This window comes from Streptomyces sp. B93 (genome assembly GCF_018070565.1).
Classification (GTDB): domain Bacteria; phylum Actinomycetota; class Actinomycetes; order Streptomycetales; family Streptomycetaceae; genus Streptomyces.
Genome location: NZ_JAGPXL010000004.1, coordinates 258,117 through 274,799, shown reverse-complemented (window position 1 = coordinate 274,799; position 16,683 = coordinate 258,117). Strand labels below are relative to the sequence as shown.

The following is a 16,683-nucleotide window of genomic DNA, read 5'->3' as shown; positions in this document are numbered from 1 at the left end:
TCGGCGAGTCCTCGGGGTCCCCACTTACCGACGCAGTGACTTCGAGGTACAGCCATGTCCAAGACGGCTTACGTCCGCACCAAACCGCATCTCAACATCGGCACGATGGGCCATGTCGACCACGGCACCGCCAAGCTGATGCCGGACGTCGACCGCGGGCGGGCCTGGCTGCTGACGGTCGACGGGGCGCCGCAGTCGTACGTGGACCTGGACGAGCCGACGCACCTGGAGTTCGAGTACGCGCGACGGCTCGGGCACGTCCTGGACACCGTCGCGGAGCCGGGCCGGGCCCTGGACGTGCTGCACCTCGGCGGCGGGGCGCTCACCCTGCCCCGCTATGTGGCGGCGACCCGGCCCGGCTCACGGCAGGACGTCGTGGAGGCCGACCGGGGGCTGCTGGCGCTGGTCGCCGAGGAGCTGCCCGTGCCGGACGGCAGCGGCATCGCCCTGCACGCGGCGGACGCCAGGAGCTGGCTGGAGGAGGCCCGCCCGGACCTGGCCGACGTCCTCGTCGCGGACGTCTTCGGCGGCTCCCGGGTGCCCGCGCACCTGACGTCGGCCGGCTACGCCCGCGAGGCCGAGCGGGTGCTGCGGCCGGCCGGCGTCTATGTGGCCAACCTCGCCGACGGCGCGCCGTTCGCCTTCCTGCGCTCCCAACTCGCCACCTTCGGGGAGGCCTTCGAGGAGCTGGCGCTGATCGCGGAGCCGGGTGTGCTGCGCGGGCGGCGGTTCGGCAACGCGGTCCTGGTGGCCGCGCACCGGCCGCTGGACACGGCCGCGCTGTCCCGCCGCACCGCCGCGGACGCCTTCCCGGCGCGGGTCGAACACGGCACCGCGCTGCGGGACTTCGTCGGCGACGCCCGCCCGGTCCGCGACGAGGACGCGGTGCCGTCCCCGGAGCCGCCTGAGGGGGCGTTCGGGGTGGGGTGAGCCGGGGCCGGGAGCCTGCCCCCCCCCGCGGTGGTGGGCTGGGGTCGGGGCTGTTCGCTCACGGCGCTGGGCTGGGGTCGGGGTTGCCCGTCGGCGGTGGTGGGCGTGGCCGGGGGCCGTCAGCCTGCGGTGGTGGGCTGGGGTGGGGGCTGTTCGCCCGCGGAGGTGGGCTGGGGTCGGAGGGGCGTCCGCCCGCGGTGGTGGGCCGGGGCCGGGGCCGATGGGCCCGCGGCGGGCAGACCGGGGCCGGAGGGCCGTCCGCCCGCCGCGGTGAAGACGGGGGCCGCGGGCCGTCAGCCCACTGTGCGCTCCGCGCCCGCGGGTTCGTCGGCCGGGGTCGCCGAGGTGATCGGCCTGCTGCCCCGGCGGCGCAGGTTCCGTACGTCGGGGACGGTCAGCACCAGCGCCGTGACCAGGACGATCAGCGCCGAGCAGCCCCACAGGGCGGAGGGGCGGCCGAACGCCGTCTCGGCGGGGCCCGCCAGCGCGGTCGCCAGCGGCATCAGGGCGACGGAGCCGAACCAGTCGTACGCCGAGACGCGCGAGAGCTTGTTCTCCGGGATCTCCTGGTGCAGGGCGGTCATCCAGGAGACCCCGAACACCTCGAGCGTCACCCCGGTGAGGAACATCACCGCGCACAGCACCTCGACCGTCACCGGCACCGCGAGCGCGGCGGACGGCAGGGCCAGCGGGAAGACGCACAGCGTGCCCACGAACAGCAGCCTGCGCGGTTTCCAGCGGGTCATCAGCAGCGCGCCCGCCACCGTGCCCGCCCCGAAGAAGCCGAGGGCCAGCCCCCAGGGCCCCGCCCCGCCGAGATGGTCGCGGGCGACGAGGGGGCCGTAGACCGCGTCGGCGGCGCCGACGACCGCGTTGGCGATGGAGAACTGCACGACGACGCCCCACAGCCAGGGCCTCCCGGTGAACTCCCGCCAGCCCTCCCGCAGGTCGGACCAGAGCCCGCCCCCCGGTTCGCGCGGCGCGATGTGGCTGACGTCGAGGAAGGAGCGCAGCGCCCCGGCCACCGCGAAGGCCACCGCGTCGGCGACCAACACCCAGCCGGGACCCACGGCCGCGACCATCGCACCGCCCAGCGCGGCACCCCCGACGGCCGCGCCCTGCATCGCCATGCGGAACATGGCGAAGGCGCGGCCCGCCTGCTCGCCCTGCACGGAGGAGAGCAGCATGCCCTCGGCCGCCGGGCTGAAGAACGCCTGGCCGGTGCCGCCGAGGGCGGTGAGCAGCATCATCTGCCACAGTTGGGGCTCCCCGGCCAGCACCAGCACACCGAACAGGCCCTGGGAGACGCAGTTGAGGGCGTTGGCCGCGACCATCACCCGGTGCCGCGGCAGCCGGTCCGCGACCGCGCCGCCGATCAGCAGGAACACCACCAGCGGCAGGGTGCGGGCGGCGGCCACCAGACCCACGTCGCCGCCGTCGCCGCCCGCCTCCAGCACCGCGAAGGCGGCGGCGATCAGTGCGCCGTGGCTGCCGAGGCTGGTGATGAACGCGGCGCCGGTCAGCAGGCTGTAGTTGCGGCCCGCCCACTCGGGTCGGCGCAGTCGGCGGGGGGAGGCGGTCTCGGTGCTCACCGGCTGACTATCGCCGCCCCGCCCCCGACTTGCCAAACCCTTTCACCACCGTCGACGACGGGATCGGGCCAGCCAGACTCAGCCGCCCGTGGGCTCCCCGTGCAGCCGTACCGTGGAGAGGATCTTCATGATCGTCTCCTTGGGGACCTCGTCCTTGACGCCCTTGGCGCCGTAGAAGTTCCACGACACGAAGTCACCGGCGGAGTTCTTGAAGCCGAACGTGACCGCCTTGCCGTCGCTGGCGCACTTGCCCTTCTGGGGCGTGTCCTTCGACTCGGCCCAGGCGATGCTGCCCTCGACACCCGCCTCGGTGGTGTACGGGGTGGCCTTCTCGTCGAAGGTGAGGCTCTTCTTGTCGGGCTGGGTGTAGCCGCCGTAGACCCACCAGGCGACCGTGTTCACGGCGACCTCGTCGGTGCTCTTGGCGCCGCTGGCGCCCTTGGTGCCCGTCGCGGCGAGGTGGGTGTCGTCGGTGCGGCCGTCCTTGTCGTCGTCCTCGGTGCACCACTTCGACTTGTAGATGGCGGGCGCCGTCATCACGATGATGGGCTTGGCGTCGTCCGACTCGGGGTCCTCGAAGCCGATGGTCAGGCCCGGGGACTGCACCTCCCAGTCGGCCGGTACGTCGAAGGCCGTGCCCCACTTCGGGTTGACGACGACCTTCCAACCGTCGACGGTCGGCTTCAGCGTCTCGGTGCCGCGCGGGTTCTCCTCGGAACCGGACGCCGACTCGCTGGGCCCGGCGGACTGGCTCGGCGACTGACTCGCCTTCTTGTCGTCCTTGCCGCCGTCGGCCTTGTCGTCCTTGTCACCGCCCAGGACCAGGAAGCCGGTGACACCGGCGGCCACCACGACCGCCGTGGCCGCCACGATCGCGACCAGCTTCGTCCGGTTTCCGCCGCCACCGCTGCCGCCGGGCTGCGCCTGCGGGGTCCCGGCGGTCTGCGGAGTGCCCCACTGGGGCTGCTGCCCATACGGGTTGGGCTGCTGGTATCCGGGCTGCTGGTACGGATTCGGCTGCTGGTACCCCGGCTGCTGATAGGGATTGTTCTGTTGCGGGTTCTGCTCGCCCCCGGGCGGCTGCTGTCCTGGCCACATGTGCGGTAACCCTAGTGCCGTCCAGGACACGATTCGGTCACCGGGCCTTGTCAGGGACGTAGCAAATGCGATGAACGGCGATGCCGAGCCCTCGTGAAGGTGACGTACGCGTCCCGGCCGGCGTCTGGTCAGCGGAGGCTACTCGTGGGTAACCTGCGGCCATGAGCGCAGATCAGATGTCGATCGGCGAGTTGCTCGCCGCCACGGTCCCGATGGTTCGCACGCTGAACCTGGAGTACCTGGAGACCACCCCGGAGAAGGCCGTGCTGGCCCTGCCGGACCAGAGCGAGTACCGCAACCACGTCGGCGGACCGCACGCGGGCGCCATGTTCACCCTGGGTGAGTCGGCGAGCGGGGCGATCGTCCTGGCAGCTTTCGGCGACCAGCTGTCCCGCGCCACCCCGCTGCCGGTGCACGCCGAGATCGCGTTCAAGAAGATCGCCCTCGGCCCCGTCACCGCGACCGCCGTCCTGGGCCGCCCGGCCGCCGAGGTGGTCGCCGAACTCGACGCGGGTAAGCGCCCCGAGTTCCCGGTCACCGTCGCCGTCCAGCGCGCGGACGGTGCCGTGACCAGCGAGATGACCGTCGTCTGGACACTGCGTCCCAACGGCTGAACGACACGTTCCGCCCGTTCCGCGAAGGCCCGTACGGTCACCGCCGTACGGGCCTTCGTGCTGGGCGGGTTGAGCGGCGCCCGCCCAACGGGCGGCCCGTACGGTGGGCGCCGCGCCGACCGTGCCCGCCTGATGGTGTGTCAGGACACCCCGGCGCATAGTGCCCGGGAAGGCACTCGCGGCTGCCCGCACACCCAAGGAGTGACGGCCCATGACCGACCCCGTCCCCCGGCGATCCGCACTCTGGCTGCTCGGCGGCGCCGTCACCGTCGCCGTCGCGGCCACCGGCGGTCTCCCGGTCCCGGCGCATGCCCACCGTTCACGCGGCCCCGCCGGCCCCCGCGTCGAACGGCTCGTCGCCCGGCTCACCCTCGACGAGAAGATCTCGCTGCTGCACGGCGCCCCCGACCCCGCCCCGCTCGGCCAGGCGGGCTACGTCCCCGGAGTGAAACGCCTCGGCATCCCCCCGCTCCGCCTCGCCGACGGCCCCGCCGGGGTCCGCGTCACCGCCCGCGCCACCGCACTGCCCGCCCCCGTCCTGCTCGCCGCCGCCTTCGACCCCGAGCTGGCCCGCCGCTACGGCCAGGTCATCGGACGCGAGGGCCGCGCCCTCGGCCAGGACGTGCTGCTCTCCCCGATGGTCAACCTCATCCGCACCCCGTACGCGGGCCGCAACTTCGAGACCTTCGGCGAGGACCCGCTGCTCGCCGCCGACCTGGTCGCCGCCGAGATCGAGGGCATCCAGGGCGAGGGCCTGATCGCCACCGTCAAGCACTACGCCCTCAACAACCAGGAGCAGGACCGCACCTCGATCGACGCCCGCGCCGACGAACGCACCCTGCACGAGACCGAACTGCGCGGCTTCGAGGCCGCCGTCGCCGCCCGCACCGGCTCCGTCATGGGCGCCTACAACAAGGTCAACGGCACCTTCGCCTGCGAGAACCGGACCCTGCTGACCGGCGTCCTCAGGGACCGCTGGGGCTTCGACGGCTGGGTGATGACCGACTGGTTCGCCGCGCACAGCACGGCCCGAGCCCTCACCGCCGGGCTCGACATGGAGATGCCCGACGGCACGTACTTCGGTACGGCGCTCAAGGCGGCCGTCCGCGACGGCAGCGTGCCCGAACGGTACGTCGACCGGGCGGTTGGCCGGATCCTCGCCGTCATGGACCGCTTCGGACTCCTCGACGGCAGCGCGCCGCCCCGCCCGGACCGGGACGCCCGCGCGGGCGCCGCCGTCGCCCGGGAGGTCGCCGAGGCGGGCGCCACCCTGCTCCGCAACGAGTCCGGCACCCTGCCCCTGACCGGCGGCGACAGCATCGCCGTGATCGGCCCGACCGGCTCGCTGCCGTTCGTCGGCGGCGGCGGCAGCGCCCATGTCGTCCCCGACCGGGCCACCAGCCCCCTGACCGAGATCCGCGCCCGCGCCACCGACGGCACCCCGGTCTCGTACGCGCCCGGCGAGGACCTCTTCGGCCGGCCGTTGCCGCCCGACGCCCTCACCCCCGGGCTCGACGCCGAGGACCGGGGCGTCGACGCCGGGCGCACCTGGACCTACGACGGCACGCTCACCGTCCCCGACGCCGACGAGTGGACCTTCGTCCTGCACTTCTCCGGCGATCCCGCGTCCCGCCCCAAGGTCCTCCTGGACGACGAGGACCTCTTCCCGATGGCACCCGGCTTCGGCGAGTACTTCATGGGCGGCCTCGTCACCGCCGCCCCCGACGGCCTGACCGTCCGCCGCCGCACCCTCGACCTCGCCGCGGGCCCGCACCGGCTCCGGATCACCGCCCAGGGCGGCACGGCAGGCCAGCGGTTCCGGCTGCGCCGGATCACCGGGGCCACCCGGGCCGCCGACGTCGCCGAGGCGGTGCGCGCCGCGCGGGCCGCCCGTCAGGTCGTGCTGTTCGCCTACGAGGACGCCACCGAAGGCCAGGACCGCACCACACTCGCGCTGCCCGGCAACCAGGAACGGCTGATCGAGGCGGTCACCGCCGCCAACCCGCGCACCACGGTCGTCCTCAACACCTCGTCCGCGACCTCGATGCCCTGGCTCGGCCGCACCGGCGCGGTCCTCCAGATGTACTACCCGGGCCAGGAGGGGGCGGCCGCCACCGCCGCCGTCCTGTTCGGCGACCGTGATCCGGGCGGCCGTCTCACCCAGACCTTCCCGGCTGACGACGACCACCACCCCACCGCCGCCGACCCGCTCCGCTACCCCGGGGTCGACGGCGTGCAGGAGTACTCGGAGGGCGTGCACATCGGCCACCGCTGGTACGACGCGCGGGGCGTACGGCCGCTGTTCCCCTTCGGCCACGGGCTGTCGTACACCTCCTTCTCCTACGGCGGGCTGACGGCGCGTCGTGACGGGCGTGGTCTCGAGGTGTCCTTCACGGTCCGCAACACCGGGCGCCGCGGCGGGATCGCCGTACCGCAGGTGTACGTCGGGCCGTCGCCGGACCTGGAGCTCGACCAGCCGGTCCGGGTGCTGGGCGGCTACCGGCGGCTGGCGCTGGCGGCGGGGGAGCGGCGCCGGGTGACCGTGCGGGTGACCGAGCGGACGCTGTCCTCGTGGGATGCGGGGCGGCACGACTGGGTGCTGGGCACCGGGCGGCGCACGGTGTGGGTCGGGGCGTCGTCGGCTGACCTGCGGCTGCGCGTCAGCGCGGAGGTGGCGAGCGGGTAGGCTTCCGGGCGCGGTTCGGTACGGCGGCCCGTACGGCGGTTCGGTACGGCGTTCGGTGCAGGGAGAGGAAAGCGGCGTTGCACGTGCAGGAATGGCTCGAAACGGTGCCCCCGCTCGCCATCTATCTGCTGGTGGGCCTGGTCATCGGCCTGGAGAGCCTGGGCATCCCGCTGCCCGGCGAGATCATCCTGGTCTCCTCGGCGCTGCTCGCCTCCCAGCACGGCGAGATCGACCCGGTCGTCCTCGGCGCCTGCGCCACCACCGGCGCCATCATCGGCGACTCCATCGGCTACGCCATCGGACGCAAGGGCGGACGGCCGCTGCTGGCCTGGCTGGGCCGGAAGTTCCCGAGGCACTTCAGCGAGGGGCACATCGCCACCGCCGAGCGGTCCTTCGAGAAGTGGGGCATGTGGGCCGTCTTCTTCGGCCGCTTCGTCGCCCTGCTCCGCATCTTCGCCGGACCGCTGGCGGGCGTCCTGCGGATGCCGTACTGGAAGTTCCTCACCGCCAACGTCCTCGGCGGCATCCTCTGGGCGGGCGGCACCACCGCGGTCATCTACTACGTCGGCGTGGTCGCCGAGGCCTGGCTGAAGCGCTTCTCCTGGCTGGGCCTGGTGGCGGCGGTCCTCGTCGGCCTGACGTCCTTCCTGGTCGTGAGGCGCAAGGCGAAGAGGATCCAGGCGGTACACCAGGAGGCGGAGTTGGTCGGCGCCGGGGACTGAGGCAACCCAGGGACGCGGGGAACCGCGCGGCCAGCCCCCCGAACCCGCGGACCGCGTACGGCGCTCAGGCCCCGTGCTCTTCCCGGTGTGTCTCGGCCAGCGCCGCGTACATCGTGCCGTTGAGCGACACCCCCGCCTTCTCCTCCTCCGTCAGCTCCCGCCGCACCTTCGCCGGGACCCCCGCCACCAGCGACCCCGGCGGCACGACCATCCCCTGCGGCACCAACGCCTGCGCGGCGACCAGCGACCCCGCCCCGATCACCGCACCGTTCAGCACGGTCGCCCCCATCCCGATGAGGCAGTCGTCCTCCACGGTCGCCCCGTGCACCACGGCGTTGTGCCCGATGGAAACACGTTCCCCCACGGTCACCGGAAACCCGGGATCGGCGTGCAGGGTGCAGTTGTCCTGCACATTGCTGCTCGGCCCCACCGAGATCCGCTCGACGTCGCCCCGCAGCACGGCCCCGTACCAGACGCTCGCACCCGCCCGCAGCGTCACGTCGCCGATCACCGAGGCCGTGGGCGCCACGAAGACGCCCTCGTCGACCTTCGGCTCCCGACCGCCGATGCCCTTGATCATCCTTGCCTCCCGATCACGTGGTACACGGCACCGTACGCCACCGGTTGGGGTGAAGATCACAGCCCCATGACCTCATACCGGCGCCGTGCGCTGAGTACCGTGAGCGGGTGCCGAAGCGCAAGAACACGTTCTCATCCTGGCGTCGCCGCCTGGCGCAGCGCGCTGTCCACGCGGGCTGGGCGTGGGTGCAGCGCACCGGTTCGGTCACCGCGGCGCACCCGGGACGCTTCCGCTTCGGCGCCCTGGGCCACGGCACCCGCCTCGCCTTCCCGCTCGGCACGGTCTTCGGGGAGCCGTGGATCCACCTCGGCGCCCACTGCATCGTCGGCGAGCAGGTCACGCTGACGGCCGGTCTGATGCCCGGCCTGGATCTCGGCCCGGAGCCCATCCTGCGCATCGGTGACGGCGTCGTCCTAGGCCGCGGCAGCCATGTCATCGCCGACACGACGGTCACCATCGGCAGCGACTGCTACTTCGGCCCCTACGTCTACGTGACCTCGACGAACCACTCCTACGACGACCCGCACGAGCCGATCGGCAAGCAGTGGCCCCGGATGGAGCCGGTGCGGATCGGCCCGGGCTGCTGGATCGGCACCGGGGCGGTGATCCTGCCGGGGGCGCGGATCGGGCGGAACGTGGTGGTGGCCGCGGGCGCGGTGGTGCGCGGCACGGTGCCCGACCACGCCGTGGTGGCGGGCGCGCCCGCCCGTGTCGTACGGCGTTGGACACCCGCCGACGGCTGGCAGCCGCCGCTGCGGACCCCGGCTCCGGTGCCGATACCCGACGGGGTCACCACGGAGCAGCTGATGGCGCTCGCCGACCTCGACGAGGAGGCGGCGGAACGGCTGGCCAGGCTGGAACTCGACGCCGAGTCCTGACTCAGCCCGCCGCCAGCAGCAGCGTCCCCGCGAGGGCGAGGCCCGCGCCGGTCGCCTGGACGGCGCGCAGCCGCTCCCTGAGGAAGCCGCGCGCGGCCAGGGCCGTCACCACCGGGTAGAGCGAGGCGAGTACGGCGGCCACGGTGACCGGCCCCCGCTGGGCGGCGAGGGAGTAGGTGCCGTTGGCGGCCACGTCGGCGAGGCCGACGAAGGCCAGCGCGGGCAGCGACGCCCAGGGGAAGCCGTCCGCGGGCAGCGCGGGCGCCCCGCGCCGTACGGCGGCGTAGAGCGCGGCGCCGCCCACGGCGACGTTGACGACGCGCTGCACGAACAGGGCGAGGAAGAGACCGGTGAGCGTGGTCGACGCCTCCGCGATCAGCGCGAACACCGTGCCGAAGCCGAGCGCCGCGACCAGCGTGAGCACGACGGTCCGGCGCTGCACCGGTGCGCCCCGCAGCTGCGGCCCGCCCGCCAGGACGACCCCGCCGACGGCGACCGCGATGCCCGCCATCTGGACCAGGCCGGGGCGTTCGCCGAGGAAGAGGCCGACGCCGACCGGGACGGCGACGCTCAGCGTGGCGAGCGGGGAGACCACACCCATCGGGCCCAGCGCGAGCGCCTGGTAGAAGGCGAACAGGGCGATCGGACCGACCAGACCCGCCCCGACGGCGAACCAGAGCCGTGGCCCGGCCTCGCTCCAGCCGCCGGTGAGGACCACGATCGCGCCGAGCACGGCCGCCGCGATCGCCTGCGAGACGACGACCACGGTGAGCGCCGGGGTGCGCCTGGTGAGCAGCCCGCCGCCGAAGTCGGCCAGCCCCCACAGGAGGCTGGTGGTCAGGGCGAAGAATGCTGTCACGGGTCGCCTCGCAGTACAGTTCGGTGCACGATCGGGTGCACCACACCGTAGTGCACTGCATTGAACTACGTCATCCAGAATATTGGACGTGATGTGTCGGACCTCGACCTGCTGACCCAGTCCCTGGCGCGCAACGTCAAACGCTGGCGCACCGAGCGCGGCTTCACCCTGGACACCCTCGCCGCCCGCGCCGGGGTCAGCCGGGGCATGCTCATCCAGATCGAGCAGGCCCGCACCAACCCCAGCCTCGGCACGGTCGTCAAGATCGGCGACGCCCTCGGCGTCAGCATCACCACCCTGCTCGACTACGAACAGGGCCCCAAGGTGCGCATCGTCCCGGCCGGCCAGGTGGTCCGGCTCTGGCACACCGACGCGGGCAGCTACAGCCGTCTGCTCGCGGGCGCCGAGGCACCCGGCCCGCTGGAGATGTGGGACTGGCGGCTGATGCCGGGCGAGGGCAGCTCGTCCGACCCGCACCCCACCGGCACCGTCGAACTGGTCCACGTCACGGCGGGCGAACTCACCCTCACCGTCGACGGCGCCGACCACCGCGTCCCCGCCGGAGCCAGCGCCTCCTTCGAGGGCGACACCCCGCACACCTACGCCAACCAGGGCGACGTCCCGATGGAGATGGTGCTCGCGGTGTCCGTGCCGCCCGTGCACTGAGACACCCGGCCGACCGCGGTCGCGCCGCTGTTACGGTGCGGCCATGCGCGCACCCATCGGAAACTTCGACACGGCCCTCCCCGCCCCCGACGCCCTCGACGATCTGACCGCCCCGGTCGCCACCGCCGTACGGAACTGGAGCGGCAGCGTCCCCGCCGACCAGATCGTCTACGTCGACACCGACCCGCGGTGGGCCGACACCGCCGTGTTCGTCGAGCACTACGGCCAGGAGCTGCTGGAGCAGTCCGCGAACTGCGTGGTGGTGGCGGGCAAGCGGGGCGGCGAGACCACGCTGGCCGCCTGTGTCGTGCTCTCCACCACCCGCGTGGACGTCAACAACGCCGTCCGCCGCCAGCTCGGTGCCCGCAAGGCGTCCTTCGCGCCGATGGACACCGCCACGGGGGAGACCGGCATGGAGTACGGCGGCATCACCCCGATCGGCCTGCCCGACGGCTGGCCGGTGCTCGTCGACTCCGCCGTCGTCGATCTGCCGTACGTCCTGGTCGGCAGCGGACGGCGGCGCGGGAAGCTGCTGGTGCCGGGCAAGGCGTTCGCGGAACTGCCGGGGGCCGTGGTGCTGGAGGGGCTGGGGCTGGCCTGAGCGCCCCCGCTCACGCGGCCTCCCGCACGCGCGCGTGGTGGGCCAGCGCCAGGTGGGGGTCGGTCTCGCCGGGCGCCGGTGCCGGGTCCGCGTGCACGAGCGCCGCGGTGAGACCCGGGACCGAGTGCAGCAACGCGTGCTCGGCGTCGACTGCGACGGCGTGGGCCTGCCGCACCGTCGCCTCGCCGTCCACCACCACCGCGACCTCGGCGCGCAGCCGGTGCCCGATCCAGCGCAGCCGCAGCTCACCCACCCCCCGCACCCCGGGGACCGTGCGCAGCGCCTCCTCGGCCCGGTCCACCAGGGCCGGGTCCACGGCGTCCAGCACCCGCCGGAACACCTCACGCGCCGCGTCCCGCAGCACCAGCGCGATCGCGGCCGTGATCGCCAGGCCCACGACCGGGTCGGCGAGCCGCCAGCCCAGCGCCGAGCCGCCCGCGCCCAGCAGCACGGCGAGCGAGGTGAACCCGTCCGTGCGGGCGTGCAGACCGTCCGCGACCAGCGCCGCCGAACCGATCGAGCGGCCCACCCGGATCCGGTAGCGGGCCACCCACTCGTTCCCGGCGAAGCCCACCAGCGCGGCCACCGCGACCGCCGGGACGTGCTGCACCGGCCGCGGGTCGAGCAGCCGCTCGACCGCCGTCCACCCGGCGAAGGCCGCGGACGCCGCGATCGTCAGCACGATCACCAGGCCCGCCAGGTCCTCGGCCCGGCCGTAGCCGTAGGTGAAGCGGCGGGTCGCCGCCCGTCTGCCGAGGACGAAGGCGATGCCGAGCGGTACGGCGGTCAGCGCGTCCGCGGCGTTGTGCACCGTGTCGCCGAGCAGCGCGACCGACCCCGACACCGCCACCACCACCGCCTGCGCCAGGGCCGTCACCCCGAGCACGGCCAGTGACACCCACAGCGCCCGGATGCCGCGCGCCGAGGACTCCAGGGCGGGGTCGACCTTGTCGGCGGTCTGGTGGGAGTGCGGGGTGAGGAGATGCGTGAGGCGGTGGGAGACGCGGTGGCGGCGAGTGCGGTGGTGGTCATGGCCGTGGTCGGGCTGGTGCTTGTGGTGGTGCGGGTGGTCGTTCACGGGGTGTCCCTTCCGACGCGGTGCGGGCGCTGGACGCATGACGCCGTCGGAGCCATTATGTGCGTATGAGCGCACGCATGCACCTATCACCTGCGACCGATGCGCATCCGCGCACCCCCGGCGAGGAGCAGTTCGCGCTCGCCGCCGAACTGCTCGCCCTGCTCGGCGACCGCACCCGGCTCACCCTGCTGCACGCCCTGACGGCGGGCGAGGCCGATGTCACCACGCTCACCGAGGCGTGTGGCGCGGCCCGGCCCGCGGTCAGCCAGCATCTGGCGCGGCTACGGCTGGCGGGGCTGGTCGCCACCCGCAAGGAGGGCAGGCGGGTCGTCTACTCGCTGCGGGACGGGCACCTGCGCCGACTGGTGGACGAGGCACTCAAGGTGGCGGACCACCGGATCGCGGACCGGCCCGTGCACGACTGAGAGGCCCCGTGTCCCCACGCGGCGTCAGTAGCGCTCGGCCGTCCCCAGGTACTGCTCCGCGAAGGCGGCTGCCGCGACCGGCGAGGTGAACAGCCGGCGCAGCCGGGCCACCGCCGTGCCCGCGCGGAACGCGTCCCCCGCGGCGGCGCCGTGGTACACCTCCGACAGCCACTGCGAGAACTCCTGGTAGTCCCACACCCGCCGCAGACTCGCCGCCGAGTACCCGTCCAGAGCGCGGCCGTCGCCCCGCACCAGGCACCCGATCAGGGCATCGGCGAGGAGGAACGCGTCGTGCAGGGCGAGGTTCATGCCCTTGGCCGCGATGGGGGCGACGAGGTGCGCGGCGTCACCGGCGAGGTACAGCCGCCCGGACGCCATCGGCTCCACGACGTAGTCGTGCATGTCCAGCACCCGCTTCTCGATCAGCGGGCCCTCAGTCAGGGGTGCCGCCCCGGCCGCGCCGAGGCGTGAGCGGAGTTCCTTCCAGACGCGGTCGTGCGGCCAGTTCTCCGGGTCGTCGCCCGGCGGGCACTGGAGGTAGTAGCGGGTCACCTCGGGGCTGCGCGGCATCTGCCCGGCGAAACCGCGCGGATGGCAGCCGAACAGCACGCAGTCGGCGGACGGCGGCGCCTCGGCGAGCAGCGCGAGCCAGCCGATGCCGTAGTCGTGCCGCGAGATCCGGGCCGAGCCGGGCGGCAGCGCGGCCCGGGTCACCCCGCGAGCCCCGTCGCAGCCCGCGACGAACTCGCAGGCCAGCACCTGTCGTTCGCCGGTCTCCGGGCTGGTGTACGACACCGAGGGCCGGTCCGTGTCCACGTCGTGCAGCCGTACGTCCCGCACCCCGAACCGGATGTCACCGCCGCGCACGTCGGCGTACTCCCGCACCAGGTCCGTCACCAGCAACGGCTGCGGATACACGAAGTGATGGCGGCCCGTCAGCTCTCCGTAGGGGAAGCGGTAGCGCTCCCCGGCGAAGCGGAACTCGCACGCCGTGTGCCGCTCGGCCCGCTCCAGCAGGTTCCCCGCGAGCCCGTGCCGCTCCAGCGCGCGTACCGCCCACTCCTCCAGCACCCCCGCCCGGGGCCGCCGTTCGATGAACTCCCGGCTCTCCGTCTCCAGCACCACACACTCCACCGACGCGGCACGCAGCAGATTGCCGAGGGCGAGACCGGCCGGTCCGGCACCCACGATCACGACCGGAAAACGGTGCGGGGAAAGAGAGTTGGAGGTCACCCGAGCATTATGGAGGTGACAGGCTCCGAGGGGGCGCCGTTCGCCGGCTCAGCCGAGCTGGGGTATCTCGATCGCCGGGCAGCGGTCCATCACCATGTCGAGGCCCGCCGCCCGCGTGCGCTCGAACGCGGCCTCGTCGACGACGCCGAGCTGGAACCACACCGCCTTGGCGCCCTTGGCGACCGCCTCGTCCGCCACGGCGCCCGCGAGATCGCTGTTGACGAAGACGTCCACGACGTCCACGTCGAAGGGAATGTCCGCCAGGGACGCGTACCCCTGCTCGCCGTGCACCGTCTCCGCCTTGGGGTGCACCGGCACCACGCGCTTGCCGAAGCGCTGGAGCACGGCGGCGACGCCGTAGGCCGCGCGCGCCTGATGGGAGGACAGGCCCACCACCGCCCATGTGTCACCGGACTCGGTGAGGATCCTGCGGACCGTCTCTGCGTCGCCGTACACCCTCTGGGCCCCTTTCGGCCTTGTCCTGCCTTGCCCTGCCGTGCCCGCTCGTGCGGCGTCGTGCCCTGTCGGGGTTCGTCGTCGCTTCGGTGGGCGGAAACCGCCACCCAGTCTCGCAACGGCCGACGGCACGCGAAGATTCCCGGGCGGAAAGCGCGTCGCCGTGTCCCGAACCTCCGGGACGTGCTGCGCCCGGCCGCCCGCCCGCCTACGCTCGCCACGTGTTGCGCATCACCGACGCCCGAACCGGCGAACCCGTCGAAGCCGCGCCCGCCCGCCGCGGCCTGACCCGCGTCGAGGCCCATGCCCCCGGCTTCGACACCACCGCCCTGCGCGTGCTGCTCGTCGCCGACCTGCTCGTACGCGCCCTGGAACTCGGCGGCACCCCCGTGTGGGCCCTCCTGAGCGGCGGACGGGACCAGGCCGAGCTGCGCGCGGGCGCCGCCGCGCTCGGCATCCGCCCGTTCGAGGACACCCGCGACGTGGGCGGCCCCGGTCTGGGCGAGACCCAGGTCCTCCATGTCACCGCCGGGAGCGGCGGCGCCGCACCCGGCAGCGGTGTCCGGGTCGCCGTGGCGCCCGTCGATTCGGTCGCCCCGGCGGCGGCCGGTGACGACCCCGCCGTGCTGCGGTTCGCCCTGCTGTCCCAGCGTCGGGACGCGCCGGTGCGGCTGGACCCGGCCGCCCTCGACGAGGCCCGGGACACCCTCGCCGACTGGCGCCGGGCCGTCGCCGCCTGGGCGCACGAGCCGTCCCGGCCGATCCCCGACGAGGTGCGCGCCGAACTCCGCGCCGCCTGGGAGGACGACCTGGACGTGCCCGGAGTGCTCCGGGTGCTGCGCCGGGTGCGCTCCGGACCGGACCTGCCTGACGGCGCCCGCTTCGAGACCTTCGCCTACGCCGACCGGCTGCTCGGCGTCGACCTCACCCGTGACCTGGGATCCCCGGCATGACCGAGCGGGCGGGAGAGGGCCCGCCGCGCCGTCTGGTGGTCCTCAGGCACGCCAAGTCGGCGTGGCCGGAAGGCGTCGCCGACCACGAACGCCCCCTCGCTCCGCGCGGCCGACGGGACGCGCCCGCCGCGGGCCGCGTGCTGGCCGGGGCCGACCGCCTGCCCGACCTCGTCCTGTGCTCCACCGCCGTGCGCGCCCGCCGGACCTGGGAGCTGGCCGCCGCGCAGTGGGGCCCACCCCCGCCGGTCCGGCACGACCCCCGGCTGTACGCCGCCGACGTGCCCACCCTGCTGACCGCGGTGCGCGAGGTGCCGCCGGAGGTCGGGACCCTGCTGCTTGTCGGCCACAACCCCGGCCTCGAGGACCTGGTCGACACGCTGGCCGGGGACGGCCTCGACGACACCCTCGACCGGCTCCGGGTGAAGTTCCCCACCTCGGCCCTGGCCTTCCTGACCTGGCACGGCACCACCTGGCAGGCCCTCGCCCCGGGCGCGGCCCTGCTGACGCGCCTTGAGGTGCCCCGGGGCGGCAAGCGGGGCGCACAGGGCTCCGGCCCTCCGACCTGAGGAGGAGCCGCACCGCATAGGCTGGCCCGATGCAGGACGAGTACCGCACGGTCGCCCGCGCGGGTGTGCACGAGACCGAGATCAACCGCTCCCGCTTCCTGTGCGCCCTCGCCCCCGTGGCCGGCGAGCGCGAAGCGCAGGAGTTCATCGCCGCCGTGCGCAAGGAGCACGCGGACGCCACCCACAACTGCTGGGCCTACGTCATCGGTGCCGACGCCTCCGTGCAGAAGGCCAGCGACGACGGCGAGCCCGGCGGCACCGCGGGCGTCCCCATGCTCCAGATGCTGCTGCGCCGCGACATGCGGTACGTCGTCGCCGTCGTCACCCGCTACTACGGCGGGGTCAAGCTCGGCGCGGGCGGGCTCATCCGCGCGTACGGCGGAGCGGTCGGCGAGGCGCTGGACGCCGTCGGCACCCGCACCCGCCGCCGCTTCCGGCTGGCCACCGTGACCGTCGACCACCAGCGCGCCGGGAAGCTCCAGAACGACCTGCGCGCCACCGGACGCGAGGTCCGCGCCGTGCGCTACGACGAGGCGGTCACCATCGACATCGGCCTGCCCGACGCCGAGGTGGACGCCTTCCGGTCCTGGCTCGCCGACACCACCGCCGGGACGGCCGGGCTCGAACTGGGCGGGGAGGCGTACGGAGACGTGTGACAGAGGTCCGGCAAAGCGGACGTAAGGCGGCAAAACACGCAACTGGCGTGCCGGGCACCGTTCGTGACGGGGCGATACGGCTGTGACCGC

The 16,683-nt window shown here is 74.0% G+C and carries 18 protein-coding genes; 11 read left to right on the top strand and 7 right to left on the bottom strand.

The annotated features are described in order from the left end of the window. The first annotated feature begins 105 nt into the window (after window positions 1–105). Window positions 106–930: a spermidine synthase gene (locus KBY47_RS06435; RefSeq protein ID WP_210919967.1), complete on the top strand. Its 825-nt coding sequence runs from the start codon at window positions 106–108 to the stop codon at window positions 928–930. Window positions 931–1,223: 293 nt separating this feature from the next. Here KBY47_RS06435 and KBY47_RS06430 read toward each other — a convergent pair whose 3' ends face one another. Both KBY47_RS06430 and KBY47_RS06425 read right to left on the bottom strand, forming a co-directional pair. Continuing rightward, window positions 1,224–2,522 carry an MFS transporter gene (locus KBY47_RS06430; RefSeq protein WP_308405063.1) on the bottom strand — a complete coding sequence of 433 codons (1,299 nt, stop codon included), beginning with the start codon at window positions 2,520–2,522 and terminating at the stop codon, window positions 1,224–1,226. 78 nt (window positions 2,523–2,600) lie between these two features. Then, window positions 2,601–3,620 carry a hypothetical protein gene (locus KBY47_RS06425; RefSeq protein WP_210919942.1) on the bottom strand — a complete coding sequence of 340 codons (1,020 nt, stop codon included), beginning with the start codon at window positions 3,618–3,620 and terminating at the stop codon, window positions 2,601–2,603. Between the two features lie 176 nt (window positions 3,621–3,796). Here KBY47_RS06425 and KBY47_RS06420 point away from each other — a divergent pair, with 176 nt between their 5' ends. From KBY47_RS06420 to KBY47_RS06410, 3 genes are all read left to right on the top strand, one after another. After that, on the top strand, window positions 3,797–4,234 hold the full coding sequence (locus tag KBY47_RS06420) for a DUF4442 domain-containing protein (RefSeq protein WP_210919966.1): 438 nt from the start codon (window positions 3,797–3,799) through the stop codon (window positions 4,232–4,234). 211 nt (window positions 4,235–4,445) lie between these two features. Then, on the top strand, window positions 4,446–6,920 hold the full coding sequence (locus KBY47_RS06415; RefSeq protein ID WP_210919941.1) for a beta-glucosidase: 2,475 nt from the start codon (window positions 4,446–4,448) through the stop codon (window positions 6,918–6,920). A gap of 77 nt (window positions 6,921–6,997) precedes the next feature. Then, window positions 6,998–7,642: a DedA family protein gene (locus tag KBY47_RS06410; protein WP_210919940.1), complete on the top strand. Its 645-nt coding sequence runs from the start codon at window positions 6,998–7,000 to the stop codon at window positions 7,640–7,642. A gap of 64 nt (window positions 7,643–7,706) precedes the next feature. Here the strand turns inward: KBY47_RS06410 and KBY47_RS06405 are convergent, their stop codons facing one another. Beyond that, a complete protein-coding gene (locus KBY47_RS06405; protein ID WP_210919939.1) occupies window positions 7,707–8,222 on the bottom strand; it encodes a gamma carbonic anhydrase family protein in 516 nt (171 codons plus the stop codon). A gap of 107 nt (window positions 8,223–8,329) precedes the next feature. Here KBY47_RS06405 and KBY47_RS36970 point away from each other — a divergent pair, with 107 nt between their 5' ends. After that, on the top strand, window positions 8,330–9,100 hold the full coding sequence (locus tag KBY47_RS36970; RefSeq protein ID WP_210919938.1) for an acyltransferase: 771 nt from the start codon (window positions 8,330–8,332) through the stop codon (window positions 9,098–9,100). Window position 9,101: 1 nt separating this feature from the next. On the opposite strand, the gene KBY47_RS06395 is transcribed toward KBY47_RS36970, so the two are convergent. Then, window positions 9,102–9,959 carry an EamA family transporter gene (locus tag KBY47_RS06395; protein ID WP_210919937.1) on the bottom strand — a complete coding sequence of 286 codons (858 nt, stop codon included), beginning with the start codon at window positions 9,957–9,959 and terminating at the stop codon, window positions 9,102–9,104. 93 nt (window positions 9,960–10,052) lie between these two features. Here KBY47_RS06395 and KBY47_RS06390 point away from each other — a divergent pair, with 93 nt between their 5' ends. Next, window positions 10,053–10,625, top strand: a complete 573-nt coding sequence (locus KBY47_RS06390; protein WP_210919936.1) for a helix-turn-helix domain-containing protein — start codon at window positions 10,053–10,055, stop codon at window positions 10,623–10,625. Between the two features lie 43 nt (window positions 10,626–10,668). Then, the gene (locus KBY47_RS06385; protein ID WP_210919935.1) at window positions 10,669–11,226 is read left to right on the top strand and encodes a YbaK/EbsC family protein; all 558 of its coding nucleotides are present in this window, start codon (window positions 10,669–10,671) and stop codon (window positions 11,224–11,226) included. Window positions 11,227–11,236: 10 nt separating this feature from the next. Here the strand turns inward: KBY47_RS06385 and KBY47_RS06380 are convergent, their stop codons facing one another. Continuing rightward, on the bottom strand, window positions 11,237–12,343 hold the full coding sequence (locus KBY47_RS06380) for a cation diffusion facilitator family transporter (RefSeq protein WP_210919934.1): 1,107 nt from the start codon (window positions 12,341–12,343) through the stop codon (window positions 11,237–11,239). A gap of 26 nt (window positions 12,344–12,369) precedes the next feature. Here KBY47_RS06380 and KBY47_RS06375 point away from each other — a divergent pair, with 26 nt between their 5' ends. Next, window positions 12,370–12,729 (top strand): metalloregulator ArsR/SmtB family transcription factor, encoded by a 360-nt coding sequence (locus KBY47_RS06375; protein WP_210919933.1) that lies wholly within the window; start codon window positions 12,370–12,372, stop codon window positions 12,727–12,729. A gap of 24 nt (window positions 12,730–12,753) precedes the next feature. Here the strand turns inward: KBY47_RS06375 and KBY47_RS06370 are convergent, their stop codons facing one another. Continuing rightward, a complete protein-coding gene (locus KBY47_RS06370; protein ID WP_210919932.1) occupies window positions 12,754–13,962 on the bottom strand; it encodes a 4-hydroxybenzoate 3-monooxygenase in 1,209 nt (402 codons plus the stop codon). A 48-nt stretch (window positions 13,963–14,010) separates the two neighbouring features. Next, window positions 14,011–14,418, bottom strand: a complete 408-nt coding sequence (locus KBY47_RS06365; protein ID WP_210919931.1) for a CoA-binding protein — start codon at window positions 14,416–14,418, stop codon at window positions 14,011–14,013. Between the two features lie 221 nt (window positions 14,419–14,639). Here KBY47_RS06365 and KBY47_RS06360 point away from each other — a divergent pair, with 221 nt between their 5' ends. The 3 genes from KBY47_RS06360 to KBY47_RS06350 are packed head-to-tail and all read left to right on the top strand — an operon-like array spanning window position 14,640 to window position 16,593. Then, the gene (locus tag KBY47_RS06360; protein ID WP_210919930.1) at window positions 14,640–15,371 is read left to right on the top strand and encodes a hypothetical protein; all 732 of its coding nucleotides are present in this window, start codon (window positions 14,640–14,642) and stop codon (window positions 15,369–15,371) included. Continuing rightward, window positions 15,368–15,937: a histidine phosphatase family protein gene (locus KBY47_RS06355; protein ID WP_210919929.1), complete on the top strand. Its 570-nt coding sequence runs from the start codon at window positions 15,368–15,370 to the stop codon at window positions 15,935–15,937. The genes KBY47_RS06360 and KBY47_RS06355 overlap by 4 nt, the downstream gene beginning before the upstream one ends. 29 nt (window positions 15,938–15,966) lie before the next feature. Beyond that, the gene (locus tag KBY47_RS06350; protein ID WP_210919928.1) at window positions 15,967–16,593 is read left to right on the top strand and encodes a YigZ family protein; all 627 of its coding nucleotides are present in this window, start codon (window positions 15,967–15,969) and stop codon (window positions 16,591–16,593) included. The last annotated feature ends 90 nt before the right edge of the window (window positions 16,594–16,683 follow it).

Bases quoted from the DNA above. Each gene is read 5' to 3' on its own strand.
- KBY47_RS06350 (WP_210919928.1), top strand. From the start codon at position 15,967: ATGCAGGACGAGTACCGCACGGTCGCCCGCGCGGGTGTGCACGAGACC.
- KBY47_RS06405 (WP_210919939.1), bottom strand. From the start codon at position 8,222: ATGATCAAGGGCATCGGCGGTCGGGAGCCGAAGGTCGACGAGGGCGTC.
- KBY47_RS06435 (WP_210919967.1), top strand. From the start codon at position 106: ATGGGCCATGTCGACCACGGCACCGCCAAGCTGATGCCGGACGTCGAC.
- KBY47_RS06420 (WP_210919966.1), top strand. From the start codon at position 3,797: ATGTCGATCGGCGAGTTGCTCGCCGCCACGGTCCCGATGGTTCGCACG.
- KBY47_RS06415 (WP_210919941.1), top strand. From the start codon at position 4,446: ATGACCGACCCCGTCCCCCGGCGATCCGCACTCTGGCTGCTCGGCGGC.
- KBY47_RS06375 (WP_210919933.1), top strand. From the start codon at position 12,370: ATGAGCGCACGCATGCACCTATCACCTGCGACCGATGCGCATCCGCGC.
- KBY47_RS06380 (WP_210919934.1), bottom strand. From the start codon at position 12,343: ATGCGTCCAGCGCCCGCACCGCGTCGGAAGGGACACCCCGTGAACGAC.
- KBY47_RS06425 (WP_210919942.1), bottom strand. From the start codon at position 3,620: ATGTGGCCAGGACAGCAGCCGCCCGGGGGCGAGCAGAACCCGCAACAG.
- KBY47_RS06355 (WP_210919929.1), top strand. From the start codon at position 15,368: ATGACCGAGCGGGCGGGAGAGGGCCCGCCGCGCCGTCTGGTGGTCCTC.
- KBY47_RS06385 (WP_210919935.1), top strand. From the start codon at position 10,669: ATGCGCGCACCCATCGGAAACTTCGACACGGCCCTCCCCGCCCCCGAC.